This window comes from Citreimonas salinaria, from assembly GCF_900107235.1.
Taxonomy (GTDB): Bacteria; Pseudomonadota; Alphaproteobacteria; order Rhodobacterales; family Rhodobacteraceae; genus Citreimonas; species Citreimonas salinaria.
The window spans coordinates 76,787-102,090 of record NZ_FNPF01000014.1 but is presented as its reverse complement, the minus strand read 5'-3'; the positions used below and the strand labels follow the sequence as shown (position 1 = coordinate 102,090).

The 25,304-nt window shown below is 69.3% G+C and carries 22 protein-coding genes and 1 pseudogene; 10 read left to right on the top strand and 13 right to left on the bottom strand.

Annotation, left to right across the window (positions count from 1 at the left end; all coding sequences use genetic code 11):
- Positions 1–66: 66 nt before the first annotated feature.
- Entirely contained in the window at positions 67–1,095 is a 1,029-nt protein-coding gene (gene xylF, locus BLW27_RS15570) for a D-xylose ABC transporter substrate-binding protein (protein WP_089884589.1), read from the bottom strand.
- Positions 1,096–1,391: 296 nt separating this feature from the next.
- Between xylF and BLW27_RS15565 the strand changes: the two genes are divergently transcribed.
- Both BLW27_RS15565 and BLW27_RS15560 read left to right on the top strand, forming a co-directional pair.
- Entirely contained in the window at positions 1,392–2,606 is a 1,215-nt protein-coding gene (locus BLW27_RS15565; RefSeq protein ID WP_245710900.1) for an ROK family transcriptional regulator, read from the top strand.
- On the top strand, positions 2,603–4,213 hold the full coding sequence (locus BLW27_RS15560) for a CRTAC1 family protein (protein ID WP_089884587.1): 1,611 nt from the start codon (positions 2,603–2,605) through the stop codon (positions 4,211–4,213). The genes BLW27_RS15565 and BLW27_RS15560 overlap by 4 nt, the downstream gene beginning before the upstream one ends.
- 37 nt (positions 4,214–4,250) lie before the next feature.
- Here the strand turns inward: BLW27_RS15560 and BLW27_RS15555 are convergent, their stop codons facing one another.
- The 8 genes from BLW27_RS15555 to BLW27_RS15520 form a co-directional block, all read right to left on the bottom strand.
- On the bottom strand, positions 4,251–5,570 hold the full coding sequence (locus BLW27_RS15555) for a cytochrome-c peroxidase (RefSeq protein ID WP_089884584.1): 1,320 nt from the start codon (positions 5,568–5,570) through the stop codon (positions 4,251–4,253).
- A 356-nt stretch (positions 5,571–5,926) separates the two neighbouring features.
- Complete coding sequence (locus tag BLW27_RS15550) at positions 5,927–7,201, bottom strand: ABC transporter substrate-binding protein (RefSeq protein WP_089884582.1); 1,275 nt, start codon at positions 7,199–7,201, stop codon at positions 5,927–5,929.
- Positions 7,202–7,235: 34 nt separating this feature from the next.
- Positions 7,236–8,204 (bottom strand): branched-chain amino acid ABC transporter permease, encoded by a 969-nt coding sequence (locus tag BLW27_RS15545; protein WP_089884580.1) that lies wholly within the window; start codon positions 8,202–8,204, stop codon positions 7,236–7,238.
- On the bottom strand, positions 8,201–9,115 hold the full coding sequence (locus BLW27_RS15540) for a branched-chain amino acid ABC transporter permease (protein ID WP_089884578.1): 915 nt from the start codon (positions 9,113–9,115) through the stop codon (positions 8,201–8,203). Before BLW27_RS15540 ends, BLW27_RS15545 begins: the two co-directional genes overlap by 4 nt.
- Positions 9,112–9,846, bottom strand: coding sequence for an ABC transporter ATP-binding protein (locus tag BLW27_RS15535; protein ID WP_089884577.1), 735 nt, complete (start codon positions 9,844–9,846; stop codon positions 9,112–9,114). The genes BLW27_RS15540 and BLW27_RS15535 overlap by 4 nt, the downstream gene beginning before the upstream one ends.
- Entirely contained in the window at positions 9,839–10,612 is a 774-nt protein-coding gene (locus tag BLW27_RS15530; RefSeq protein ID WP_089884575.1) for an ABC transporter ATP-binding protein, read from the bottom strand. The genes BLW27_RS15535 and BLW27_RS15530 overlap by 8 nt, the downstream gene beginning before the upstream one ends.
- Positions 10,609–11,688 (bottom strand): aldo/keto reductase, encoded by a 1,080-nt coding sequence (locus tag BLW27_RS15525; RefSeq protein ID WP_089884573.1) that lies wholly within the window; start codon positions 11,686–11,688, stop codon positions 10,609–10,611. Before BLW27_RS15525 ends, BLW27_RS15530 begins: the two co-directional genes overlap by 4 nt.
- Positions 11,685–12,056 (bottom strand): TIGR04076 family protein, encoded by a 372-nt coding sequence (locus BLW27_RS15520; protein WP_089884571.1) that lies wholly within the window; start codon positions 12,054–12,056, stop codon positions 11,685–11,687. Before BLW27_RS15520 ends, BLW27_RS15525 begins: the two co-directional genes overlap by 4 nt.
- Before the next feature lie 99 nt (positions 12,057–12,155).
- Here BLW27_RS15520 and BLW27_RS15515 point away from each other — a divergent pair, with 99 nt between their 5' ends.
- Genes BLW27_RS15515 through BLW27_RS15505 form a run of 3 tightly spaced genes read left to right on the top strand, consistent with a single transcriptional unit; the run spans position 12,156 to position 15,116 of the window.
- A complete protein-coding gene (locus BLW27_RS15515) occupies positions 12,156–12,827 on the top strand; it encodes a GntR family transcriptional regulator (protein WP_089884570.1) in 672 nt (223 codons plus the stop codon).
- A complete protein-coding gene (locus BLW27_RS15510; RefSeq protein ID WP_089884569.1) occupies positions 12,820–14,286 on the top strand; it encodes an aldo/keto reductase in 1,467 nt (488 codons plus the stop codon). The genes BLW27_RS15515 and BLW27_RS15510 overlap by 8 nt, the downstream gene beginning before the upstream one ends.
- The gene (locus BLW27_RS15505; RefSeq protein ID WP_089884567.1) at positions 14,283–15,116 is read left to right on the top strand and encodes a tryptophan 2,3-dioxygenase; all 834 of its coding nucleotides are present in this window, start codon (positions 14,283–14,285) and stop codon (positions 15,114–15,116) included. Before BLW27_RS15510 ends, BLW27_RS15505 begins: the two co-directional genes overlap by 4 nt.
- Positions 15,117–15,182: 66 nt before the next feature.
- Here BLW27_RS15505 and BLW27_RS21965 read toward each other — a convergent pair.
- The 4 genes and pseudogenes from BLW27_RS21965 to BLW27_RS15485 all read right to left on the bottom strand — a co-directional run bounded on the left by BLW27_RS21965 (position 15,183) and on the right by BLW27_RS15485 (position 18,848).
- Positions 15,183–16,957: pseudogene (locus tag BLW27_RS21965) on the bottom strand (SulP family inorganic anion transporter).
- 84 nt (positions 16,958–17,041) lie between these two features.
- On the bottom strand, positions 17,042–17,953 hold the full coding sequence (locus tag BLW27_RS15495) for an MBL fold metallo-hydrolase (protein WP_089884564.1): 912 nt from the start codon (positions 17,951–17,953) through the stop codon (positions 17,042–17,044).
- Entirely contained in the window at positions 17,953–18,390 is a 438-nt protein-coding gene (locus BLW27_RS15490; protein ID WP_089884563.1) for a DUF6691 family protein, read from the bottom strand. Before BLW27_RS15490 ends, BLW27_RS15495 begins: the two co-directional genes overlap by 1 nt.
- Entirely contained in the window at positions 18,390–18,848 is a 459-nt protein-coding gene (locus tag BLW27_RS15485; RefSeq protein ID WP_089884561.1) for a YeeE/YedE family protein, read from the bottom strand. The genes BLW27_RS15490 and BLW27_RS15485 overlap by 1 nt, the downstream gene beginning before the upstream one ends.
- A 92-nt stretch (positions 18,849–18,940) precedes the next feature.
- On the opposite strand from BLW27_RS15485, the gene BLW27_RS15480 reads away from it, so the two are divergent.
- From BLW27_RS15480 to BLW27_RS15460, 5 genes are all read left to right on the top strand, one after another.
- On the top strand, positions 18,941–19,258 hold the full coding sequence (locus tag BLW27_RS15480; RefSeq protein WP_089884559.1) for an ArsR/SmtB family transcription factor: 318 nt from the start codon (positions 18,941–18,943) through the stop codon (positions 19,256–19,258).
- A 175-nt stretch (positions 19,259–19,433) separates the two neighbouring features.
- Complete coding sequence (locus BLW27_RS15475; protein WP_089884557.1) at positions 19,434–20,075, top strand: SRPBCC family protein; 642 nt, start codon at positions 19,434–19,436, stop codon at positions 20,073–20,075.
- A gap of 11 nt (positions 20,076–20,086) precedes the next feature.
- Positions 20,087–21,271, top strand: a complete 1,185-nt coding sequence (locus BLW27_RS15470; protein ID WP_089884556.1) for a zinc-dependent alcohol dehydrogenase — start codon at positions 20,087–20,089, stop codon at positions 21,269–21,271.
- A 390-nt stretch (positions 21,272–21,661) separates the two neighbouring features.
- A complete protein-coding gene (gene chrA, locus BLW27_RS15465) occupies positions 21,662–22,972 on the top strand; it encodes a chromate efflux transporter (RefSeq protein ID WP_089884553.1) in 1,311 nt (436 codons plus the stop codon).
- Positions 22,973–23,056: 84 nt separating this feature from the next.
- Entirely contained in the window at positions 23,057–25,243 is a 2,187-nt protein-coding gene (locus tag BLW27_RS15460; RefSeq protein WP_089884551.1) for a thiamine pyrophosphate-dependent enzyme, read from the top strand.
- The last annotated feature ends 61 nt before the right edge of the window (positions 25,244–25,304 follow it).

The following is a 25,304-nucleotide window of genomic DNA, read 5'->3' as shown; positions in this document are numbered from 1 at the left end:
GGCGAACGCCGGTTCGGCGGGGACCGGACTACCGGCCCCCGCCTGGGACGATGATCGCTCAGGCGATCAGTTGCAGGGTGCGGGTCCGCCCTCGACGCCCTGGCAGAGCGCCTCTTGCGAGATCCAGCCGGCGTCGACGACGACGTCGAGGTTGTCCTGCGTGATCGGGACCGGCTCGAGGAACTGCGCCCAGAGGGTCGTGCCGGCCGGCGATTCCCATTCCTCGGCGCCTTCGACCTCGGCGAGGCTGGCGCCACCGGCCAGTTCCACGGCGATCTCGCCGGCGCGGCGGCCGAGATCCCGGCTGTCCTTCCACACGGAAACGGTCTGGGTGCCCTGCGCCACGCGATTCAGGGCGGCGTGATCGGCGTCCTGGCCCGAGACCGGGATGCCATCCATGCCCTGCGCGGTCAGCGCGGCGACGACGCCGCCGGCCGTGCCGTCGTTCGAGGCGACGACGGCATCGACGTCGTTGGCCTGGGCCGTCAGGATCTGCTCCATGTTGCGCTGCGCGTTGGCGGGCAGCCAGCCGTCGGTATAGGCTTCGGCCACGATGGTGATGTCACCTGCTGCGATTGCCTCCTCGAGCACTTCGCCCTGGCCTTGGCGCAGGAAATCCGCGTTCGGATCGGTGGGCGAGCCCTTGATCATGACGTAGTTGCCGGTGGGCTGCTCCTCGAGCACCGCGCGGGCCTGCATGCGGCCGACCTCGATGTTGTCGAAGGTCAGGTAGAAGGCGCGCGGATCGTCGATCAGGCGATCGTAACCGACGACCGGAATGCCTTCGTCCGATGCGGCCTGCACCGCCGGCTGGATGGCGTCCGCGTCCTGCGCGAGGATGATCAACGCGTCGGCGCCCTGGGCGATCAGGCTCTCGACGTCCGAAAGTTGTTTCGCCGACGAGGACTGGGCGTCGGTCGAGATGTACTCGGCCCCGGCGGCCTCGAGCGCCTCGCGGATGGCGGCTTCGTCGGTCTTCCAGCGCTCTTCCTGGAAGTTGGACCAGCTGACGCCGACGGTCAGGTCATCCTGAGCCATCAGGGCCGTCGCAGAAACGCTCGTCGAAAGCGCGGCGAGCAGAAATGCCTTACGCATGAATAAATCCTCCCATTTGATTCCCGCCACGGCGGGCCCCCGGCCTCCTCGCCGGATACGGTGGCACGATGGCCAGAATTCGTTCGATTGTCAAAATTAATTTGACCCGCCGAGCGAGCGAAGAATAGGATTCATCCCAATTACTGCTATGAATGTCGCGCTCAAGGCATTCTCGGCGTCGTTCGCTAGGCGCGGCCGTGCTTTATAAGTTCACGACCTGAAGGAATCACGCAGTGGGCGCCGCGCCAGATATCGAGATCCACGAAAAGGACAGGCGGTCTCTCGGTTGCGGTCCGTTGACACTGCCCGCCGGGCCGGCCGGCCGGCCGCTGCGCCAGCAGGCGTTCGAACACATCCGGGCCAACGGTCTGATCAGCCGGGCCGACGTGGCCAAGGATCTGGGGGTGAGTCCCGGCTCCGTGACGGCCGTCGTGGCCGAACTGATCGATCTGGGAATGATCCAGGAGCATCCGCGCCCACGAAGGAGCGCCGACAGCGGGAGGGGCCGCCCGCCGGTCGCGCTCGGCGTCAGGCCGGGTGCCGGGGCGGTCGCAGGGCTGAAGCTGTCGGACCGGGCGCACAGCGCCGTCGTGATCGACGCCTCCGGTCGGCGGCTCGGCGAGGCGGTCATCGAGGCAGAGCCGGGGCGGCATCGGGTCGAGACGCTGATCGATGGCGCCGAGGCGGCTTTGAAGATGGCGCTGGAGCAGGCGGGGCTGGCCGCCACCGACCTCGCGGCGACCGGCCTGGGCCTGCCGGGAGTCGTCGCGCACGAGGCCGGCCGCGTCCTTTGGTCTCCGCTCATGCACGAACGCGACGTACCCTTCGCCGAGCAACTGGCCGACCGGATCGGCGGCCTGGTCTGTATCGATAACGATGCCAATCTGGTCACGCTGGCCGAACTCTGGTTCGGCGCGGGACGCCACATGTCGGACTTCGCCGTGGTCACGATCGAGCACGGCGTCGGGATGGGGCTGGTGCTCAATCACCGCCTGTTCCGGGGTGCGCAGGGGCTGGGAATGGAGCTTGGGCACACCAAGGTGCAGCCCGACGGCGCGCTGTGTCGGTGCGGTCAGCGAGGATGCCTGGAAGCCTACGTGGCCGATTACGCCCTGGTGCGCGAGGCCTCGACCGCCCTGAACTGGCCCGACGCCGGTCTGCGCTCGACGCCTGTGATCCTCGAATCCCTCTACGCCCACGCCAAGGCCGGGAACTCGGAAGCGCGCGCCATCTTCGGTCGGGCCGGGCGGTACCTGTCCATCGGGCTGGCGAATGTCGTGAACCTGTTCGATCCCGGCTTGATCCTGCTTTCGGGCGAACGGATGCAGTACGATTATCTCTACGCCGAGGAGGTGCTGGCCGAGATGACGGCCCTGACCCTCACCCACGGCCGAAATGACCCGAAGGTCGAGATCCACGCCTGGGGCGACCTGCTGTGGGCCCAAGGCGCCGCGGCGCTGGCGCTCGACATGGCAACCCCGATCCTGCTGAACGGGGGCGCGGTCCGATGAGCGGATCATGCGGCGGGCGAGGGCGGGCGCGCCACGAAGGAACCACGGGCCGGCGCGAACGGCGGCGTACCGGCCCTTTGGCCGCTGTCGTGCCGGTTGTCGCGATTGTGACGGCCTCCTGCGCCTCCGCCGCTCCGCGGTTCGAGGACGCGTCGGCGTCGCTGCCTTCGCCTCACGTTTATGCCGGCGGCTGGGAGCACTTCGTCGGCGGCGGGGTCGCGGTCCTCGACTGCAACGCTGATGCGCTGCCCGACCTGTTCGTGGCTGGGGGCGAGAACCGCGCCCGCCTGTTCGTCAATGTAACGACCGACGAACTCCGGTTCCGCGAGGCTGACGTTCCGGAACTGACCGGGGTGACCGGAGCCTATCCGCTGGATCTCGACGCCGACGGAATCCTCGACCTCGCGGTGCTTCGCGCCGGGCCGAACGTGATGCTGAAGGGTGACGGCGCTTGCGGTTTCGCCGACCGCGGCGATGCGCTGGGGATCGCCGCGGGCAATGCCTGGACGACGGCCTTCTCGGCCACGTGGGAGCCCGGCGCCGCGCTGCCGACCCTCGCCTTTGGAAACTACGTCGACCGGGACGATCCCGACGGGCCCTTCGGCACCTGCGATGCCAACGTCCTGATCCACCCGGCGGGCGCGCGCTTCGGTGCGCCCGAGGCGCTCGAACCGGGATTCTGCGCGCTGTCGATGCTGTTCTCGGACGGTGCGCGGGGGAGGACGGGCCTGCGGATTTCCAACGACCGCCACTACTACGTCCGCGGCGGGCACGAACAGATGTGGGACCTGGTCGAGCGCCGCTTCCTGACCGAGGGGGACGGCTGGCAGCGGGTCTCGCTGTGGGGCATGGGGATCGCCAGCCGCGACCTGACCGGCGACGGGCTGCCCGAGGTGATGCTGACCTCGATGGGCGACCAGCTTCTCCAGATCGCGCAGCCCGACGGCACCTACGCCGCGGCGCCGTACGAGATCGGCACCTACGCCCAGCGGCCCTTCGTCGGCGACGACGGACGGCCCTCGACCGGCTGGCACGCGCAGTTCGGGGACGTGGACAATGACGGCCGCGCCGATCTCTTCATCGCCAAGGGCAATGTCGACCAGATGCCCGGCCTCGCGATGGAGGATCCGAACAACCTGCTGATGCAGGGCGCCGACGGCCGATTCTCCGAGGCGGCGGACGTGGCCGGCGTGGCCAGCACGGCACGTGCGCGGGGCGCGGCCTTGGCGGACCTCGACCTCGACGGGCGTCTCGATCTCGTGGTGGTGAACCGGCGGGCGCCGATGGAGATCTGGCGCAACGTGACGGCGGACGCCGGGAACGCCGTCACAATCGAGCCGCGACAGCCCGGAGCGAACCATTTCGCCGTCGGCGCGTGGGTCGAGCTGCGGAAAGGCGACGAGGTCCAGCGGCAGGAGGTGACCGTAGGCGGCGGGCATGCCGGCGGTGTCGCGGGCCCGCTGCATTTCGGGATCGGGTCGGCCGGCACGGCGGAGATCCGCGTGATCTGGCCGAACGGGTCCGCCGCGCCCTGGTCCCCCGTCGCGGCCGGAGACTCCGTCATTGCCACGCGCAACGCCGAAGGCATCGGGATCGAGGCACGCTGACGCCTCAGGTGCGCGCCGGAAGGTGCCCGCTCCGCACCTACTTGTCGACCTTCAGGCCGCTCGGAACCGCGTCCGGAATGCCGAGGCGACCCGCCGCGGCGCCCTCGTCGGTCAGCGCCGCAAGAAAGGCCAGGATCGCGTCCATCTGCGTTCCGTCGAGCGGCGGGAAGGTCTCGGCCGCGGCGGCGATGGCAGCTCGCTCGGCCGGATCATCCAGCGCCCGCCAGTCCTCGACCTCCATGCGGGGCAGCACCGCGCGGCTGCGGTCGAACGCCGCCGCCTCGCCCCGTCCGTGGTCGGACAGGAAGCTGCGGAGGTCGGCATACGCGCCGGAATGCCCATAGGGCGCGGTCATCGTGACGTTGCGCAGGCTGGGCGTACGGAAGCGGTAGGCGTCCTCGGCCCGCCCCGTCACGCGCATCCGCCCGATATCCTGCGCATGATCCTCGAAGGCGGCGCGCTTGCCCGGGCCGAATTGCGGCACGCCCATGGCGTGGAACCCGTGGTCCGTCTGGAACGGCCCCGAGTGGCAGGTGATGCAGGCTGCCTCGCCGTAGAACAATGCCATGCCGTCCGCCGCCGCGCCGGTCAGAGGCGCCTCTTTGCGAAGGTGCCGGTCGAAGGGGCTGTCGTCGGCGCGCCATTCATGCGCCATGAACGCGGCGATGGCGTCCGAGATGTCGGTGAAGTGGATCGCGCGGCCGGCGGCGATCTCGGGGTCGACCCGTGCGAAGCGGTCGGTGTACTCCGGTATCGCCGCCACGCGCTCGGACAGGATCGCCCAGGCGCCGCCTTCCCCGGTGATCCGCCCCATGCGCGCGGCCTTCGAGACCTCGTTTTCGCTGTAGTGGCCGGCCATCTCGTCGTCGCTGAGCACGGGGAACATCGTCTGTGCAGACAGGACGCCGGAAAAGCCCTGCTCCATCTCGACCCCCATCGGCGTGCGCAGGCCGCTGGGCCGCGCGGGATCGGCCTCGATCCGCCCGTCGTGGAAGAGCACCGTGAACTCGTGCGCGCCGAGGTTCCACAGGCCCGGTGCGTTGCGCGGGATGCGCTCTTCGGGCGGGTTCGCCGGCTCGCCGATGCGGTCCGGCCCCACCCCGCTGCCCCCTTCGCCCATCCCGAGGCTCAGCCCGTCCGAGGTGCCGAAGCGCGGATGATGGCAGGTCCCGCACGAGATGTTGCGGTTGCCCGACAGGATCGGGTCCCAGAACAGAAGCCGGCCCAGTTCGGCCTGCTCGGGATCGACCTCGACGAAATCGGCATCGCCAACCGGGTCCGGCAACTCCGACCCGCCGCCGCGCGCCCCTGTCGCGGCGAGGCCCAGGGCGACCACGAAGATGGCCGTCCGCTTCATGCCGGCTGCTCATGGCTAATGAAGGCAAGGCCACGTCCGCACGAAGACCCCGCGGATCGCCGTCCGCTCAGCATGGTCTTGGCGATGCCGGGAATCGCAAGCCTGTTTGCCAATGCCTGTCCTCCGCCCCGCCGGTTTCAGCAGGCAGAGTCACCGCGGACCGGGTTCCTGTCAACGGGAGCGGCAGGCGAATGTCGTTGCTGTCGCGCATCCCGAAGCTGTCGGCAAGGCGCGGACCTTAAGCGGCGACACCATTCTGAAGAAGGTTCGGGCTTCACTGTGAAGCCTGCCGCCGATCGCCCGCGCATGAAAAACCCGCGGGGCAGGCGCCCCGCGGGTTCCACGCTGCAAGAATCTCAGTCCTGCAGGGACGCCATGAAGTCGTTCACCTCTTCAAGCGACAGGTACTCGACCTCTTCGATCCCGTCCTCGGTGAACTTCCAGATCACCGCCGGGGCCGACACGTCGCCGTACTCGTCGAAGCGCACGTTGCCGGTGGCGCCCTGGTACATCACGTTGCCGCCCTCGGCGAAGATCTCGGCAGCCTTGGCGAAGCCTTCGGCATCGGCCGTGACCGGCGTGCCCTCGGGATCGGTGACGCGCGGCACGGCGGCCGCGATCTCGGCGCCCGTGGCGTCTTCGCCGGCGGCTTCCATCGCCATCAGCGCGATCATCGTCGCGTCGTAGCTGTTGGCGAGGCCGGGCCCGTTCGGCGGGCTGTCGAAGCGCGCCTCGTAGGCGTCGACGAAGGCCGTGGCGCTGTCCGCGCGGGGCGAGGCGGTGTCGGTCCCCCAGGCATTCTCCAGGTACTGCATCCCGACGTTCTCGCGGAATTCCTCGGACTTGAGCGAGTTCGCGAGGATCATGTTCTGCGTGCCGCCCAGCGCCAGCCATTCGCGCGCCGTGGCCGTGCCCTCGTTGGGGTAGAGCGCCATGTAGACCGCGTCGGGCTGGCCCGACAGCGCGCTGGCCGCCTCGGCACGATAGCTGGGCTGGCCGTCGTTGATTGCAACCTGCGCCGTCACCTCGATCCCCATGGATTCGAGGTTCTGAGCCACCAGCTTGCCGATGTCCTGGCCCCAGTCGTCGTTCTTGTAGAACACGGCGACCTTCTTCCAGCCCTGGTCCTGCGCCACCTTGGCGCCCACGGCGGCCTGCACGCCGCTGGTGGCGAAGGTGCGGAACCACAGCCCGTTGGTCTTGCCCTCCTTGGCAAGCTCGGTCAGGGCGGTCGAGGACGTGCAGCACGACATCTGCATCACGCCCGCCGGCACCGTGACCGAGGTCAGGATCGGCAGCGACACGCCCGACGACACCGCGCCGATCAGCAGCTGCACCCCGTCGAGATCGACCAGCGCCTTGGCGGCGTCGACGCCGACCTTGGGATCGACCTGCGTGTCGCGCAGGATCATCTCGACCTGGCAGTCGTTCACGCCGCCGGCCTCGTTCACCTGGTCGACGACCCATTGCGCCGTCTCCGCGATCGGCCGGCCCCAGTCGACCGAGGTCGGCAGCACCGCGCCCACCTTGGTCGTGCAATCCTGCGCCGCGGCGCCAGTGGCGATTCCCGCCGCGCCCAAGGCGAGCGCCAGCGCCGCACCGGCGCGCCGCCTGGTCCTATTGTTCGTCATGTCAGTCTCCCTGTTTCGGTTGGTTTTTATCTTGTCATTCGGCGGCGGCGGGCACGGGGTGACGCCCCCGTTGCGACACCACCAGCCGTTCCGGAAACAGCCCCTGCGGTCGCCACAGAAGCATGCCCACGATCACCGATCCAATCAGAACATACTGGATCGATCCGGCATAGATCTGCGCCTCGACCGGGGCATATCGCGACAGCGCCCAGCCGCTGGCGGTCCACGCGCCCCAGATCAGGAAGGCGCCGAGGATCGCGCCGCGGTTGTTGCCCGCGCCGCCCACGATCAGCATGGCCCAGATCTGGAAGGTCAGGATCGGCAGCACGTCCTGCGGGCTGACGAAGGCGTAGAACGTCCCGTAGAGCCCGCCGGCCAGCCCCATGATGACCGAGCCCGTGACGAACGAGATCAGCCGCACGCGCGCGGGCGACTTGCCGAGCGATTGCGCCGCCTCCTCGTCCTCGCGGATGGCGCGCAGCAGGCGGCCGAAGGGCGACGCGACGAGGCGCTGCAGGAACGCGTAAGTCGCCACCAGCAGCACCACGACGAAGCCCAGGAAGACCGCGTTGTAGGCCAGCGGCGACGCGAACAGCTCCTGCAAGGGCCGGTCGAAACCGCGCAGGCCGCGCGCGCCGCCCGACAGCCATTCGGCATTGCGCATGACGTTCTCGAAGGTGACGGCGACGCCGAAGGTCGCGATGGCGAGGTAGTCGTGCCGCAGTTTCAGCGTCAGCCGCCCGACCAGCCACGCCAACAGCCCGGCCGCGGCCATGCCGCCCGCCAGCGCCACGGGGTAGGGCAGGGCGAAGCCGCCGATATGGCCTTCCTGCGGCGTCCCGCCCAGGATCAGCGTACCATAGGCGCCGGCGCCGAAGAACGCGGCCACGCCACCGTTGAACAGCCCGGTGTTGCCCCATTGCAGGTTCAGCCCCAGCACCGCGATCGACAGGATCGTCGCAACGGTGGTGAAGAACACCAGGTACGAGATCAGCCCGATCATGCGCGCGCCACTCCAAGCAGGCCGTGCGGGCGTAACGTCAGCACCGCCAGGATGATCAGGAACGGCATCGACGGCGCGTAGCCCGAGGGTAGCACAACCAGCGCCAGGTTCGCCGCCAGCCCCACCAGGAAACCGCCCAGCGCCGCGCCGTAGATCGAGCCGATCCCGCCAACGATCGTGGCGGCGAAGACCGGCATCAGCAGGTCGCGGCCGATCATCGGCGTGATCTGGTTGGTCAGCGCGTAGAACACGCCCGCCGCCGCCGCCAACGCCCCGCCGATGACCCAGACGGCGATCACGATGCGCCGCAGGTTGACGCCGGCCACCTGCGCAAGGCTCGCGTTCTCGGCGACCGCCCGCAGGGCATAGCCGAAGGTCGTGCGCGACAGCACCAGGTGCAGCACCACCATCAGCACCAGCGCTGCCGACAGGGTGAAGATCTGGTCCGGCCGGACGAGGATCAGGGGATCGGTGCTCAGCACCATGGCAAACGCGATGTCCGAGTTGTAGAGCGTCGTGCCCAGCCCGAAGGCCAGCCCGATCAGGTTGCGCACGATCAGCGCCACGCCGAAAGACGCGAAGACCATCGACAGCTCCTCGCCGCGTTCGCGGATGCGCTTGAACACCAGCTTGTCGATCAGCACCGCCGTGGCTGCGGTAACCGCCATGGACACCAGCACCGCCAGCGCCAGCGCGAAGGACATGGACAGCGGCCCGATCTTTGCCGTCAGCACCGGCGCCAGCGCGCCGAACAGCTTGTCGAAGACCAGCGCCACGTAGGCCCCGACCGACAGCAGTTCGGCATGGCTGAAGTTGGCGAAGCGCAGCATGTGCATGACCATGGTCAGCCCGATCGCCCCCAGCGCGTAGATCGCGCCCACCAGCACGCCGTCGACGAGATGCTGGATCATGCGTTCACCCTCTTGCGCCGGCCGCCAAGGTAGATGTCGGCCACGACGCGATCGCCCAGCAGATCGGCCGCCTTGCCGTCGACCTGGTTGCGCCCCTCGGCCAGGATATAGCAGTAATCCGACAGGCGCAGCGCCTGCGTCACGTTCTGCTCGACCAGCAGGATCGTCACGCCCGAGTCAGTCAACGCGCGCGCCATCTCCAGCACCTCCTCGGCCGCCTTGGGCGACAGCCCGGCCGAGGGTTCGTCCATCAGGATCAGCCGCGGCTCGGACGCCAGCGCGTTGGCGACCGCCAGGAACTGCCGCTGCCCGCCCGACAGCGAGCCGGCCTTGTCGTCCAGCTTGTCCTTCAGCGCGGGGAATTGCGTCATCAGCCGGTCGAAGATCGCCTCGCGCCGCGCGCCCGCCCGGCGCAGCGCCAGGGTCAGGTTCTCGCGGATGGTCAGCGTGCGGAAGATGTTGTCGTTCTGCGGCACGTAGGCGACGCCCTCGGTCGACAGCCGGTCGGGGCGGATGTTGGTGATCTCGCGCCCGTTCAGCGCGATCGCACCCGCGCTCACCGGCACCAGCCCGGCGATCGCCTTGATCAGCGTCGACTTGCCCGCGCCGTTCGGCCCGATGATCGCGGTGATCGTGGCCTTGTGCGCAACCAGGTCCACGCCGTGCAGGATCGGCAGGTCGCGCACGTAGCCGGCGGTCACGCCCGCGCAGGACAGCACCGGTTCAGGCATCGGCCATCGTCCCCAGGTAGGCCTCGAGCAGGACCGGGTTCGCCTGCGCCTCGGCCGCCGTGCCCTCGAACACCACGCGCCCCTCGGCCAGCGCGATGATCGGGTCGCAGTGGCGCATGATGAAATCCATGTCGTGCTCGATGATGACGAAGGTCTTGCCCTGCCGGTTCAGCTCTTCGATCTTCTCGATCAGGGTGCCCGCCAGCGTGGGGTTCACCCCCGCCGCGGGTTCGTCCAGCAGGATGATCTCCGGATCGCCCATCAGCACGCGCGCCAACTCCAGCAGCTTCATCTGCCCGCCCGAGATCTTGCCCGCCGGGTGATCGGCCAGCGGCGCCAGCGTCACGAAATCCAGCACCTCGAGCGCGCGGTCGCGGATGCGCCTCTCGTCGTCGCGCATCGCGCCGGGGCGCAGGAACGGGCCCCAAAGCCGTTCGCCCGTCTGCCGCAGCGGCGCGAGCATCACGTTCTCCAGCACCGACATCCGCGCGAAGGGGCGGGGGATCTGGAACGTCCGGCCGAGGCCGCGTCCGAACAGCCGGTCCGGCGACAGGCCGGTCACGTCCGCCCCGCCCAGCATGACCGTCCCGGAATCCGCCGCCAGCGTGCCGGTCAACAGGTTGAACAGCGTCGACTTGCCCGCGCCGTTGGGGCCGATCAGCCCGGTGATCGTGCCGCGACGGACCGCGATCGACACATCGTCGACCGCCTTCATCGGGCCGAAGCTGCGCGCCAGGCCGCGTGTCTGCAGCAGCACGTCGCTCATGTCGCGGTGCCCAGGACGGCGTCGTTCGGGTTGGTGTTGAGGTTGTACTTCATGATCCGGCCGTGGCGGCTGGTGCGGTCGCCCTCCAGCCCGAAGACGGGCCCGTTCGGCCCGGCCGCACGCGCGATCACCGCGCCGATCTCGGCGTGGTCGGCCTCGGTCAGCTTCGCGTCGAAGACCTGCAGCGTCTTGGGCAGATGGCGGGCGTAACGCGCGCCGACGATGGCGGCGGCGACCTGCGGCTGGTCCAGCACCCAGGCGGTGGCGACCGAGGACACCGACACGCCGTGCCGGTCGCCCACCGCCTTCAGCGTCTGCAACAACTCCTGGAACAGCTCCCACGGGCCGAACTCGTCGATGATCAGCCGGTATTTCACGAGGCTGCGGTTCTCGAACGCGAAGCCGGGATCGGCGTTGCCCAGCCAGGTCTCGGTCAGGAAGCCGCCCGCCAGCGTGCCGTAGCACAGCAGTCGCAGGTCGTGCGCCGCCGCCCAGTCGGTCAGCCCCAGCGCCGGCCGGCGGTCGAGCACGGAATACTGGACCTGCGTCGACACCAGGTCGATGCCCGCCTCGACGAACGGCTTCGTGTCGGCGGCGTCCCAGTTGGTCACGCCGAGGTTTCCGATCTTGCCCTTCTGCTGGCAGTCCTTCAGCACCTGCATCGCCGCGACAGGATCGCCAAGCGTCAGGTCCCACCAGTAGAACTGCACCAGGTCCAGTTTTTCCACCCGCAGACGCTTCAGCGAGCGGTCGACGATCGCCTCGACCTCGTCCGCGCGCAGGTCGGGCAGGCGGGACAGGTCGGGCACCAGCTTGGTGTGCACGACGACACGATCCGCCGCCTCGGCCCCGCGACGCGCCCGCAGGTCGGCGATGAAGTCGCCGATCATCTCCTCGACGCCGGTATAGATGTCGGCGCAGTCGAAGGTGGTGATGCCGGCGTCGACGAACGCCTCCATGTCCGCGATCGCCTCGGCCCGGTCGACCGCGCCGTGATCGCCGGCCAGTTGCCAGCCCCCGCGGATCACGCGGCTGATCGTGTGGCCGGGGCGCAGGTCGGTGGTCTCGACGCTCATGCGGTGCTGTCCTTCCAGTAGGGGGTGGTGCGGCTTTCGGGCAGGCCCGTGGTCTCGGCATGGCAGAACCGGCGCTTGCCCTCGCGCACGATGCGGAAGCGCCCGCCGCAATGCGGGTCGGGGCAGGCGATCTCGGCGTCGGTGCTCATCCAGTCGTTCGCGTCGGTCATACGCTGCTTCGCGGGCAGCAGCGGCAGGATCGCCGCCAGCGCGTAGGCCGAGACCTTCTGCCCGGCCTCGAACACCAGGTTCTCGCCCAGCATGCGAAAGAACTCGCCCTCGACATGCCGGCAGACGGGCGTGCGACCGTCCAGCACGGTTTCGATCCGCAGATCGTATAGCCAGAACCCGTCATCCTTTGCCGTCATCGCGAAACCTTTGATCTGTGATATTTGATGTTGTGTAAAACCGGCCCGACGTGTCAAACTTTTTCTCGAACGGTCCGCACGGCGGCCGCGGAGATGCCCATGAACCAGCCACGGCTTGCCCGGATCGACCAGTCGAAGCTGCGCGAAACGGTCTACGACGCGCTCAAGGGCGCCTTCACGCGGGGCGAATTCGCGCCGGGTGACGTGCTCAGCCTGCGTGACCTGGCCGACCAACTGGGCTGCTCGATGACGCCGGTGCGCGAGGCCGTGCGCCGGCTGGTGGCCGAGGGCGCGCTGATCGACACGCCGTCGCGCACGCTGATGGTGCCGCCCTTCGACGCGCGCCGCATTTCCGACCTCAAGGCCGCGCGCCTGGCGCTTGAATCGCTGACGCTGCGAGCGGCGATGGACCGGGCCGGTGCCGACGACTTCGCCCGGCTGGACGCGCTTCTGCGCGAGGCCGAGACCAGCGCCCTCCGCCCCGACCTGGAACGCAACTACGCCTTCCACTTCGCGCTCTATTCCCTGTCCGCCTCGCCCGTCCTGCTGCCGCTGATCGAGGCGCTGTGGATGCAGTACGGCGCCTACCTCAACCTCGTGATCCGCGAAGAGCAGGCCCTGCAGTTGGAAGAACACCGCCACCACCACGAGATCGTCGCCGCCATGAAGGCCGGCGACGCCGACGCGGCCGTGGCCGCGCTGACCCGCGACATCGAGCGCAGCTTCGCTCTCCTGTCCCACCGCATCGAAGAGGCCGCCCGCCATGCTTGACACGCCCCGCCCCGCCCGCACCCGGCTGGGCTCGCTCGACATCGCGCAGACGCTGGTCGGCCTGTGGCAGGTCGCCGACATGGAGAAGGACGGCGAGACGCTGGACCCGGACAAGGCTGCCGACGACCTCGCCGCCTACGCCCGCGTGGGCTTCGACACGTTCGACATGGCCGACCATTACGGCAGCGCCGAGATCATCGCCGGCCGCATGCTGGCGCGCCCGTCGGACCGCCGCCCGCTGGCCTTCACCAAGTGGTGTCCCAAGCCCGGCCCGATGACCCCCGAGGTCGTGCGCGCCGGCGTGCAGGAGCGGCTCGACCGTCTCGGCGTGGACCGCGTGGACCTGCTGCAATTCCACTGGTGGAGCTTCCAGCACCCAGCATGGCTCGACGCGCTGCACGAACTGGCCGAGCTGCGCGAACAGGGCCTGGTCGCCGAGATCGGCGTGACCAACTTCGACGCCGACCACTTGCGTGTGGCACTGAAGGACGGCGTGCCGCTGGTCAGCAACCAGGTGTCCTTCTCGCTGGTCGACCGCCGCGCGGCGGGCGCGCTGTCCGCCCTGTCGCGTGAGACGGGGGTGAAGTTGTTCGCCTACGGCACGCTCTGCGGCGGCTTCCTGTCCGACAAGTGGGTCGGCGCGCCGGACCCGGCGGCCATCGGCGACTGGTCGAAGATGAAGTACCGCCGCTTCATCGAAACGATCGGCGGCTGGGACGCGTTCCAGGCCATCCTGCACGCGGCCAAGGGCATCGCCGACAAGCACGGCGTGTCGGTGTCGAACGTGGCGACCCGCTGGGTTCTGGACCACGACGCCGTCGCCGCCACGATCATCGGCGCGCGGCTGGGCGAGGCCGAGCATATGGCCGACAACGCGCGGCTGTTCACGCTAAGCCTCGAGGCGGACGACCGCGCCACGCTGGACGTGGCCTTCGCGCAGACTAAGATGGTCCCCGGCGATTGCGGCGACGAGTACCGCAAGCCGCCGTTCCTGACCGCCTCGGGCGATCTCTCGCACCACCTCGACGCGATTCCCCGCGCGCACGAGGCCGAGCCCGCCGCTCGCCCAGGCGCGACCCGCGTCCTGACGGGATCGGAGTGGGAGGACATCGCCGGCTACGCCCGCGCCCAACGGGTGGGCGAGCGGGTCTTCGTCTCGGGCACCACCGCCACCGCCGGCGCGGCGCGCGTGGTCGCGCCCGACGATGCCGGCGCGCAGACGACCTACGTGCTCGACAAGATCCTCGCCGCGCTGTCGGCCCTCGGCGCGCGCCCCGAGGACGTGGGGCGCACGCGCATCTACATCACCGACGAGGCCGACGTCGAAGCGATCTCGCGCGCGCATGGCCGCGTCTTCGGCGCCATCAAGCCGGCCAACACGCTGGTCGTCGTGGCGGGCCTGATCGGCGGCTACAAGGTCGAGATCGAGGCCGAGGCGGTGATCGGAGACGCGGCATGACCGACGCATACGACCCAGGAACCGAAGGCGCGCAGATGACCTTCGACCGGGACATGAGCTATGGCGACTATCTCGGCCTCGACAAGATTCTGAGCGCGCAGGCGCCGCTGTCGGACGCCCATGACGAGATGCTGTTCATCGTCCAGCACCAGACGTCCGAGCTGTGGATGAAGCTGGCCCTGCACGAGGTCGGCGCCGCGCGCGACGCCCTTGCCCGGCGCGATTTTCAGCCCGCGTTCAAGATCCTGTCGCGCGTCGCGCGCATCTTCGAGCAACTCAATTCCGCGTGGGACGTGCTGCGCACGATGACGCCAAGCGACTACACGACCTTCCGCGAGGCGCTGGGCAAGTCCTCGGGCTTCCAGTCGCACCAGTACCGGCTGATCGAATTCGCGCTGGGCAACCGCAATCCGAACATGATGCGCGTGCACGACCACCGCCCCGAGACGCACGCCCTGCTGACCCGCGAACTCGACCGCCCGTCGCTCTACCACGTGGCACTCGACCGGCTGGCCGAGGACACCGGCGCGACCTTCCCCGAGGGCTTCCGCCGCCTGCGCGCGCCGCATTCCCACGTGTCCGAGATCGAGGCCGCCTGGCACGTCGTCTACAGCGACACCGCCCGGCACTGGACGCTCTACGAACTGGCCGAGAAGCTGGTCGACCTCGAGGATTACTTCCGCCGCTGGCGGTTCAACCACGTCACCACCGTGGAACGCGTCATCGGCTTCAAGCGCGGCACCGGCGGCACCAGCGGCGTGCAGTACCTGCGCAAGATGCTCGACGTCGAGCTGTTCCCCGAGCTCTGGTCGGTGCGCGGCGGGCTCTGACGGCGGCCGCGCCGACGGGCGCCCGGCGCGCCCATGCCGGGACCGGCACGGGCGCGCCGATGCGGATCACTGTTCCGGAAACGGCTTCGCGGCGTCGATGGGGGGGCGTCGCGCGGCATCGGCCGTGCGGGTCGTCTCGGGGGCGAGCGCGGCCAGCGCCTCGTGGTGCGACAGGAACACCTGGCCGGTGAGATGCGACAGGAACTCGGTGCGCGCGAGGCGGTCCATGACCGGGCCCTTCACCTCGGACAGGTGCAGGGCGATCTGCTGGTCCGAAAGGCGGTGCATGATCAGTTCGAGGCTCTCCATCGCGCTCGAGTCGATGCCGTTCACCGCGGCGCAGTTGAGGATCACGTGCCGGACGCGGGGATGCCGCGCGACCGCCTCCTGCACCACGCCCTCGATCGCGCGCGCATTGCCGAAGTACAGGCTTTCGTCGATGCGCAGGCTCAGCACCTCGGGCGCGCGGATCACGTCGTGACGGCGGATGTTGCGGTAATGCGCGGTGCCGGGCACCTGGCCCAGGACCGCCACGTGCGGACGCGACGTGCGCCACAGCAGCAACAGCACCGAGATCGCGATGCCCGACAAGATGCCCGCCTCGACGCCGGCGCCCAGCGTGACGAGGATCGTGACGGCAAGCGCGGTGAAATCGTGCCGGGAATAGCGCCACGTGCGGGGCAGCGCGCCCAGATCCACGAGGCTCAGCACCGCCACGATGATGGTCGCGGCCAGAACCGCGGTCGGCAGGAAGTACAGCAGCGGCGTCAGGAACACCGAGGCCAGCGCGATCCCGATCGCGGTGTAGGCCCCGGCGGCGGGCGTCTGCGCGCCCGCGTCGAAATTGACGACCGACCGGGCGAAGCCGCCGGTGACGGGATACCCGCCCGAGAAGGCCGCCGCCAGGTTCGCGGCGCCCAGGCCGATCAGCTCCTGGTCGGGCTGGATCGACTGGCGCCGCTTGGCCGCCAGCGTCTGCGCGACCGAGACGGATTCGACGAAGCCGATGACCGAGATCATGAACGCCGCCGGCAGCAGCGTCACCCACAGGCCCGGGTCGACGTCGGGCACGCTGAAGGGCGGCAAGCCCTGCGGCACCTCGCCCACGACCGAGACCCCGGCCGCGGTGAGATCGAGCAGCACCACGGCAAGGATCGAGACGATCACCGCCAGCACCGGGCCGGTGCGCGCCAGCAGTGCCGCCGCGCCGGGACGCAGGCCCAGCCGCGCCAGCGTCGGCCGAAGCTGCGTGCGCGACCAGAACAGGAAGGTGGTCGCCGCCGCGCCCACGATCAGCGTCGGCAGGTTCACCTGCGGCAGGGACGTCCACAACGAGTCCAGCAGCTCCACCATGTCGTGCCCTCCGGCACGCACGCCGAGGATGTGCTGAAGCTGGCTCGTCGCGATGAGGATGCCCGACGCGGTGATGAAGCCGGAGATGACCGGATGCGACAGCAGGTTCGCGACGAAACCCAGCCGGAAGACGCCCATCACGACCAGCATCAGCCCCGACAGCAGCGCCAGTGCAAGGGCCGCGGCGATATAGTCTGCGCTGCCCGGTTCGGCCACCGCCCCGGCCGCCGTTGCCGTAGCAGCGAGACGACGGCCACCGGCCCCACGGCAAGCGTGCGGCTCGTGCCGAAGATGGCGTAGGCGACCAGCGGAAGGATCGAAGCGTAAAGCCCCACCACCGGCGGCAAGCCCGCAAGCATGGCATAGGCCAGCGATTGCGGAATCAGCATGATCGTGACGATCGCCGCGGCAAGGCCGTCGCCGGTCAGATCCTGCCGGTCATAGCGGCGTCCCCAGTCGAGGATCGGAAAGTAACGGGACAACGACATGATGTCTGGCCTTCAAGGCTGGTGGATCGGGAAAGGCTGGCGGCGCGCCGTTCGCCGGCGCGCCGCTTGCGGAAAATCCGCGGTTCAGAAGCGGTCGACCGGCAGCTTCAGGTAGTGCCGGCCGTCGCTTTCGGCCTCGGGCAGGCGCCCGCCGCGCAGGTTGACTTGCAGCGCGGCAAGGATGCGGTCGGGCAGCGGCAGCGTCTCGTCGCGGGCCTCGCGCCGCTCGATCCAGTCCTCGCGCCGGGTGCCGTCCTTCACGTGGGCGTTGTGCGCCTTGTGCTCGGCCACGGTCGCCTCCCATTCCGGCTCGTCCCGGTCGGGTGCTCCGTAATCGTGCCCGACGAACAGTCGCGTGTCGCCCGGCAGCGCCAGGATCGCCTGGATCGTCTCCCACAGCTGGGACGCGTCGCCGCCCGGGAAGTCCGCGCGCGAGGTGCCCACGTCGGGCTGCATCAGCGTGTCGTGCGTGAAGGCCGCGTCGCCGCAGACATAGGTGATCGACCCCAGCGTGTGTCCCGGCGACAGCATCACCGTCACGTCCAGCTCCCCGATCTTGAACACCTCGCCCTCAGCGAACAGCCGGTCGAAATCGCGATCCGGATCGAAGGTGTGCGGCAGGTGGTAGATATCGCTCCAGATGGCGGCGATGTCGCGCACCTTCTCGCCGATCGCGTTCGGGGCGCCGGTGCGCTCCTTCAGATGCGCCGAGGCCATCACGTGGTCGGCATGCGGGTGGGTGTCGAGGACCCATTCGACCGTCAGGCCGTTCTCGCGCACCAGGTCGAGCACCTGGTCCATGCTGCCGGTCGAGAAGCGGTAGTGCTTCGGATCGAAGTTCCACGCCACGTCGATCAGCGCCGCCTTCTTCGTGGCCGGATCGGCGCAGATGTACTGGATCGACCCGGTGTCGGGCTCGTAGATGCCCCAGACATCGGGGCTGCCTGCCCCGCGCGAGGGGGAATGGCGGACAACGCGTTCATCAAGCTTGCTCATCAGAAAGCTCCTTTGGGATTGAGGATGGAAAGGGATTTGCCGTGCGCGCCCAGCCAGAGACCAAGCAGAAGCATCGGCAGGAATACGAGTGTCCCGGGCGCCAGCAGCGGCAGCGCCGTCCAGGCCGGACCGGGGCAGAAGCCGCCGATCCCCCAGCCGACGCCGAACAGCGCCGCGCCCACGACCAGGGGCCGGTCGATCCGGGTGCTGGTCGGCAGTTCGAAGCCGCCGCCCATGGCCGGGGCCGTCCGGCGCCAGACCAGGCGATAGCCGATATACGCCGTGACGGTCGCGCCGCCCATGACGAAGGCCAGGCTGGGGTCCCAGCTGCCGGCGAGATCGAGGAAGTTCAGCACCTTGGCCGGGTTCGCCATGCCCGAAACGACCAGTCCCAGGCCGAAGACGAGACCGGACAGAAAGCCTAGAAACGTGCGCATCAGAAACCTCCCGCGACGTGCCGAAGAACGAAGACCGTGACGATGGCGGCGGCCATGAAGGTGCCGACGGCCACGAACGACCGGCGCGACAGCCGGGCCATGCCGCAGACCCCGTGCCCCGAGGTGCAGCCCGAGCCAAGCCCGGTCCCCAGACCCACCAGCAGGCCGGCGATCGCCATTCCCGGCAGGTTGTTCGGCACGCTCTGCTGCACCGTGCCACCCGCGAGAAGAACCGCCAGCGGTGCCGCGATCATCCCGAGGATGAAGGCGAGCCGCCAGTCGCGGTCCTGCGGCGCGGCGCCCATCGGGACGATCGCGCCCAGGACGCCGTTGGTGATGCCGGCGATCCCCGCGATGCGCCCGAACAGCGCCATCACCATCACTGCGCTCAAGCCGATCAGGATGCCACCGCCAAGCGACAGCCACGGCGTGAATTCCGTTGGAGTGATCGGACCCATGTGTCCTCCTTGATATTATGCCCGGGGCGCTTGCCTCGGCTGCTTCGATGGACTACATATTAGCAATCACTGTATCAGTCAAGGCTAATATAATGAAAAAAGCAGCCGACCTGCCGATCTCGGAACTGGAGAACCGCGCCGACCACGTCGCCGCGCGCCTCGCCCTGGTGGCCAACGCCAAGCGCCTGCTGATCCTGTGCGAACTGGCCAAGGGCGAGCGCTCGGTCCGGTCGTTGCAGGACGCCGTCGGCCTGAGCCAGTCGGCGCTCAGCCAGCACCTCGCGCGCCTGCGCGAGGCCGAGATGGTCGCCACGCGCCGCGAGGCGCAGACGATCTTCTACCGCATCTCCGACCCCGAAACGGAAACGCTGATGGCCGCCCTCTACGAGGCGTTCTGCAAGGTGAGCTGACCACCAGGCGCGGCTCGCCGCGACGAAAGCGGAACAATCGTGCCGGGCACGGCCTTTCCCTTCTGCATCGACCATCGCGACGCGTGATCCGGGGCCGGGGCCGGACGCCACAGGCGCCGCCTCGTCCGGCGCCCGGACATGGGGATGGACGGACGCAACGGACCGGAGGCCGACAATGAGACACGATTCTGGACGACACCGGGGCGACCGCCTCGGCCTGCTGGCGGCGGCGACCGTCGGCGTGGTGGGGCTCGCCTTTCTCTACCAGCAGCAGACGCGCAACAGCGTGCCCCAGCGGCGCGGGGACAGCGCGCCGGGCCGCGCCGCGCGCCGCGCGCGGTTCGGCCGGTACGCCGTGGTGGGCCGCACCGTGACCATCGCCAGGCCCCGCAGCGAGATCTACGCCTTCTGGCGCGACTTCTCGAACCTGTCCAGCTTCATGGAGAACGTGCGCCGGGTCGAGGAGACGGGCGAGGTCACGCACTGGACCATCGCCGGCCCGATGGGCCGCGACGTGCATGTCGAAAGCCGCATCGTCGCCGACCGCCCGGACAGCGAGATCGCCTGGCGGTCGACCGGGAACTCGGAAATCGACACCGAGGGCAAGATCATGTTCCGCGACGCCCCCGGCGACCGCGGCACCGAGGTCGAGGCGATCATTGCCTACGTCCCCCCGATGGGCGAGCTTGGCCGCTGGGTCGCCAAGGCCTTCCAGACCGAACCGCACCTGCAGGGCCGCCGCGACCTCAAGCGGCTCAAGATGCTGATGGAGACCGGCGAGATCGCCACCTCCGCCCTTCGCAAAACCCCTTCCTGAGGAGACAGGCCATGCGCGCACTGACCTGGCACGGCAAGCACGACGTCCGCGTCGACACCGTCCCCGACCCCGAGATCATCAATCCCCGCGACGCCATCCTCGAAGTGACGTCCACGGCAATCTGCGGCTCCGACCTGCACCTCTACGACGGGGTCATTCCCGGCATGATGTCCGGCGACATCATCGGCCACGAATTCATGGGCCGGGTGGTCGAGACCGGGCCGAAAAGCACGCTGCAGAAGGGCCAGCGCGTCGTGGTGCCCTTCACCATCTCCTGCGGCTCGTGCTTCTTCTGCCAGAAGACGCTCTATTCCGCGTGCGACAACTCGAACCCCGTCGCCAACCAGGACGTCAGCGAGAACCTCTACGGCCACGCCATGTCCGGCCTGTTCGGCTATTCGCACCTGACCGGCGGCTATCCCGGCGGGCAGGCCGAATACGTGCGCGTGCCGTTCTCGGACATCGGCCCCATCGTCATCCCCGAGGGCATGGAGGATGACGACGTGCTGTTCCTGTCCGACATCCTGCCCACCGGCTGGATGGCCGCCGAGAACGCCGAGATCGAGGAGGGCGATACCGTGGCCGTCTGGGGCTGCGGTCCCGTGGGTCTGTTCGCCATCCAGTCGGCGCTGCTGATGGGCGCCGCCCGCGTCATCGCGATCGACGAATTCCCGAACCGGCTCGACCTGGCGCGCAAGCTGGGCGCCGAGGTCATCGACTTCAAGCAGACCCGCGTGCTCGACGCGCTGATGGATATGTCCGGCGGCCTCGGCCCCGACGCGGTGATCGACGCGGTGGGCATGGAAGCGCACGGCTTCGCGCCCGACACGATCCTGGACAACATCAAGCAGAACGTCGGCTTCGGCGCCGACAGCGCGCATGCCCTGCGCGAGGCGCTGATGGCGGTGCGCAAGGGCGGCCGCGTCTCGATCCCCGGCGTCTATGGCGGCTTCGTCGACAAATTCCCGCTGGGCGCGCTGATGGAGAAGGGCCTGAAGGTCAAGACCGGCCAGACCCACGTCCAGCGCTACACCGATGAATTGCTGCGCCGCATCGGCGAGGGCGAGATCGACACGACCTTCCTGATCTCGCACCGCCTGCCGCTGGAGGAGGCGCCCACCGGCTACAAGAACTTCCGCTACAACCAGAACGACTGGACCAAGGTCGTCCTGAAGCCCGGAATGACCAGCGCCTAGACGTCGGCACGACCATCGGACTCCGGTGCCGGATGCGGCACCTTCGGCAGGCCCGGCGCCGGGCCTGCCGTTTTTCGTCCGCTCCAGCTCCGGCGCGGATCGCGTAGCCCCGCGCTTCGCCGCCTTCGTGGTCGCTGGGCAGCTCCGCACGCGCCGCCCGGACGCCGGCCGCGACGCGCCACGCGGCCCCGAAAGAGGCCCGAACGTTAAGACTTCCTGAATCCGTCTCTGTAACCCGTTGATTTCCCGTGCGCGTCCGGCTGTCCCACCGTGGGACATCCCCGCGCCGCCAAAATCCCTTGCGCCCGCTTTCGCACCTTCGTCATACAGGTCCTTCAACGTCCCTCCTGCCCACGGTCCCTCCCGCGGCCCGGCAGAAAAGGAGCCTGCATGCCGCCACCAGCCGACACCACGCGCGACGCCTCGCTGTCCGAAGCCGCCGGTGTCTGGGGGCGCATCGGCGTGCTCTCCTTCGGCGGCCCGGCGGCCCAGATCGCCCTGATGCACCGGATGGTCGTCGACGAGCGCCCCTGGCTCTCCGAGCGCCAGTTCCTGGACGCGCTCTCGTTCTGCATGGTCCTGCCAGGCCCCGAGGCGATGCAGCTGGCCACCTACGCCGGCTGGCGGATGCACGGCGTCCGCGGCGGCCTGATCGCGGGCGGGCTGTTCGTGCTGCCGGGGGCGGTGCTGATCGCCTTCCTCGCCGCGCTCTACGTCCGCTTCGGCGAGTTGGCGATCACCCAGGCGCTGTTTCTCGGCGTCAAGGCCGCGGTCCTCGTGATCGTGGTCGAGGCGCTGACCCGCGTCGCCCGCCGCGCCCTCGTCGGTGCCGAGCCGCTGGCGATCGCGGCGCTGGCTTTCGTCGCGCTGTTCTTCTTCGACATCCCCTATCCGGCGGTGGTGGCGGCCGCGGCACTGTGGGGCGCGCTGCGCCTGCGCGAGGCAGCGCCCGAGCAGACCCGCCGGCGGACCACCACGGTCGGGCGCCAAGTGACCGCGACGCTCAGGACCGCCGCGCTGTGGCTTACGATCTGGATCGTGCCGCTGATCGCCGTGGGCCTTCTCGCGCCGCCGATCTTCGGAGACATCGCACGCTTCTTCTCGGTCCTGGCCACGGTGACCTTCGGCGGCGCCTACGCGGTGCTGGCCTACATGACGCAAGAGGCGGTGGCGACGCAGGGCTGGCTCTCCACCGGCGAGATGCTGGACGCGCTGGGTCTGGCGGAAACCACGCCCGGCCCGCTGATCCTTGTGACCGAGTTCGTGGGCTTCCTCGCAGGCCACAACGCCGCGCCCGAGGGCCGGTCGCCCATGCTCTGGGGTCTAAGCGCCGCGGTGGTGACGCTGTGGGCGACCTTCGCGCCGTGCTTCCTGTGGATATTCGCCGGCGCGCCATGGATCGACAGCATCACTGCGCGGCCGGTCCTGCGTGCCGCGCTGGCCGGGATCACCGCGGCCGTGGTGGGCGTGATCGCCAACCTATCGGTCTGGTTCGGATTGCACGTCCTTTTCGAGACCGTCCGGACGCTCGAGGTGCGCGGGTTCAGCATCGCGGTGCCGGACCCGACGACCTTCGACTGGCGCAGCGGCGTGATCGCGCTGGTCGCGGCGGCCCTGCTGCTGCGCTGGCACCGAGGCGTGCCGCTGACGCTGGCGATCTGCTCGACCTGCGGGCTCGCGCTGGTCGCCATCGGCGGCTGAACCGCCGGTGCGTCGCCCGGATATCCGGTTGCGGGGCGGCCGGGCACAAGGCAGGGTTCGCGCGATCTGACGGGGGGAACAGGCATGGATCGGGCGGAACACGTGCACGAGCGGCTTCAGGCGCGGTTGCAGGCGCGCGAGTGGTCGCCGGGGCGCGCGCCGGCCGGACCGCTCGGGAACGACGACGCGGTGGCGCTGTTCCGCGCCCAATGCCTCAGCCGCGCGCTTGACCGGCAGGCGCGGCACATGCAGAAGGCCGGGCAGGGGTTCTACACCATCGGATCGTCCGGGCACGAGGGGATGGCTGCGGTCGCCTGGGCCCTGCGGCCGACCGATCCGGCCTTCCTGCATTACCGAGATGCCGCCTTCCAGATCGGGCGTGCGGCGCAGGTTGACGGCCAGGACCCGGCCCGCGACATGCTGCTGAGCTTTGCGTCGTCCTCCGAGGATCCGATCTCGGGCGGGCGTCACAAGGTGCTGGGGTCAAAGGCGCTGAACATCCCGCCACAGACCTCGACCATCGCGTCGCACCTGCCGAAGGCGGTGGGCGCCGCCTACGCGGTCGGCCTGTCGCGCCGCCGTCCACCCGAGCATCAGGCCTGGCCCCACGACAGCGTCGTCATGTGTTCCTTCGGCGACGCCTCGGCCAACCACTCCACCGCGCAGGGCGCGATCAACACCGCCTGCTGGACCGCCTACCAGAACGTGCCGCTGCCGCTGCTGCTGGTGTGCGAGGACAACGGCATCGGCATCTCGGTCAAGACGCCGCCGGGCTGGATCGAGGCGAGCTTCGCCCACCGCCCCGGGCTGCGCTACTTCGCCTGCGACGGGCTGGACCTGTTCGACACGGCGCGCGTGGCGAAAGAAGCGGCCGACTGGGTGCGCCGCCACCGCAAACCCGCCTTCCTGCACGTGCGCACCGTGCGGCTCTACGGTCATGCCGGCGCGGACGTGCCCACCACGTATCTGGGCCGGGACGAGGTCGAGGCCGACGAGGCCAATGATCCGCTGGTGCATTCAACGCGCCTGCTCGACGTGTCGGGGGCGCTAGATCCCGATGCGGCGCTTGCCATTTACCGCGACACGGTCGCGGACGTCGCCCGCATCGCCGACGAGGTGGTGACCCGGCCGCGGCTGGGCGACGCGGCCGAGGTCATGGCCGCGATCATCCCGCCGGCGCGCGCCTGCCGCCCGACCAACGGCCCCGCGCCCGAGGATCGCGCGCGCGCCTTCGGCGACCTGTCGGCGCTGGACGACCCACAGATCCTGTCTCGGCACGTGAACTGGGCATTGACCGACCTGATGCTGGAACACCCCGAGATTCTGGTCATGGGCGAGGACGTGGGGCGAAAGGGCGGCGTCTACGGCGTCACGCAGAAGTTGCAGGCGCGGTTCGGCCCCGACCGCGTGATCGACACGCTGCTGGACGAACAATCGATCCTCGGGCTGGGACTGGGCCTCGGGCAGAACGGGTTTCTGCCGATCCCGGAGATCCAGTTCCTCGCCTACCTGCACAACGCCGAGGACCAGCTGCGCGGCGAAGCGGCGACGCTGCCGTTCTTCTCGAACGGGCAATACGCAAACCCGATGGTCGTGCGGATCGCGGGGCTCGGCTACCAGAAGGGCTTCGGAGGGCATTTCCACAACGACAACTCGGTCGCGGTGCTGCGCGACATCCCCGGGCTGATCCTGGCCTGTCCGTCGACCGGCGCGGATGCCGCGCGGATGTTGCGCGAATGCGTGCGGCTGGCGCGCGAGGAGCAGCGTGTCGTGGTGTTCCTGGAACCGATCGCGCTTTACCCGATGCGCGATCTGCATGAACCCGGCGACAACGGCTGGCTGACGCGCTATCCCGCACCTGGCGAGGGGATCGCGATGGGCAGCGTTGGCGTGGCTGGCGAAGGCACCGACCTCGCAATCGTCACTTACGGCAACGGGCACTACCTGTCGCGGCAGGCACAGGCCCGGTTGCAGGAGGCCGGGATCGGCGTGCGCGTGATCGACCTGCGCTGGCTGTCGCCGCTTCCCCTGCAGGAGATGGACCGCGCCATCGCCGGCTGCGATCATGTTCTGGTGGTGGACGAGACGCGCCGCTCGGGCGGCGTGGCCGAGGCACTGATGACACACATGGCCGAGACGCGGCATCCCTCGTTCGCCCGGCTTACGGCCGAGGACAGCTTCGTCGCCACCGGCCCTGCCTATGCCGCCACGATGCCCTCGGCGCAGGGGATCGAGAAGGCGGCCCTGGCCTTGGTGCGCGGACAGGGCTGAGCGCCGCATGACGGATACGAAAAAGCCCGCCGTAAGGCGGGCTTTCGCGGCTTAGGCAGCA

Coding starts and splice junctions, on each gene's coding strand:
- xylF (WP_089884589.1), bottom strand. CDS start 1,095: ATGCGTAAGGCATTTCTGCTCGCCGCGCTTTCGACGAGCGTTTCTGCG.
- BLW27_RS15560 (WP_089884587.1), top strand. CDS start 2,603: ATGAGCGGATCATGCGGCGGGCGAGGGCGGGCGCGCCACGAAGGAACC.
- BLW27_RS15555 (WP_089884584.1), bottom strand. CDS start 5,570: ATGAAGCGGACGGCCATCTTCGTGGTCGCCCTGGGCCTCGCCGCGACA.
- BLW27_RS15550 (WP_089884582.1), bottom strand. CDS start 7,201: ATGACGAACAATAGGACCAGGCGGCGCGCCGGTGCGGCGCTGGCGCTC.
- BLW27_RS15545 (WP_089884580.1), bottom strand. CDS start 8,204: ATGATCGGGCTGATCTCGTACCTGGTGTTCTTCACCACCGTTGCGACG.
- BLW27_RS15540 (WP_089884578.1), bottom strand. CDS start 9,115: ATGATCCAGCATCTCGTCGACGGCGTGCTGGTGGGCGCGATCTACGCG.
- BLW27_RS15535 (WP_089884577.1), bottom strand. CDS start 9,846: ATGCCTGAACCGGTGCTGTCCTGCGCGGGCGTGACCGCCGGCTACGTG.
- BLW27_RS15530 (WP_089884575.1), bottom strand. CDS start 10,612: ATGAGCGACGTGCTGCTGCAGACACGCGGCCTGGCGCGCAGCTTCGGC.
- BLW27_RS15525 (WP_089884573.1), bottom strand. CDS start 11,688: ATGAGCGTCGAGACCACCGACCTGCGCCCCGGCCACACGATCAGCCGC.
- BLW27_RS15520 (WP_089884571.1), bottom strand. CDS start 12,056: ATGACGGCAAAGGATGACGGGTTCTGGCTATACGATCTGCGGATCGAA.
- BLW27_RS15515 (WP_089884570.1), top strand. CDS start 12,156: ATGAACCAGCCACGGCTTGCCCGGATCGACCAGTCGAAGCTGCGCGAA.
- BLW27_RS15510 (WP_089884569.1), top strand. CDS start 12,820: ATGCTTGACACGCCCCGCCCCGCCCGCACCCGGCTGGGCTCGCTCGAC.
- BLW27_RS15505 (WP_089884567.1), top strand. CDS start 14,283: ATGACCGACGCATACGACCCAGGAACCGAAGGCGCGCAGATGACCTTC.
- BLW27_RS15495 (WP_089884564.1), bottom strand. CDS start 17,953: ATGAGCAAGCTTGATGAACGCGTTGTCCGCCATTCCCCCTCGCGCGGG.
- BLW27_RS15490 (WP_089884563.1), bottom strand. CDS start 18,390: ATGCGCACGTTTCTAGGCTTTCTGTCCGGTCTCGTCTTCGGCCTGGGA.
- BLW27_RS15485 (WP_089884561.1), bottom strand. CDS start 18,848: ATGGGTCCGATCACTCCAACGGAATTCACGCCGTGGCTGTCGCTTGGC.
- BLW27_RS15480 (WP_089884559.1), top strand. CDS start 18,941: ATGAAAAAAGCAGCCGACCTGCCGATCTCGGAACTGGAGAACCGCGCC.
- BLW27_RS15475 (WP_089884557.1), top strand. CDS start 19,434: ATGAGACACGATTCTGGACGACACCGGGGCGACCGCCTCGGCCTGCTG.
- BLW27_RS15470 (WP_089884556.1), top strand. CDS start 20,087: ATGCGCGCACTGACCTGGCACGGCAAGCACGACGTCCGCGTCGACACC.
- chrA (WP_089884553.1), top strand. CDS start 21,662: ATGCCGCCACCAGCCGACACCACGCGCGACGCCTCGCTGTCCGAAGCC.
- BLW27_RS15460 (WP_089884551.1), top strand. CDS start 23,057: ATGGATCGGGCGGAACACGTGCACGAGCGGCTTCAGGCGCGGTTGCAG.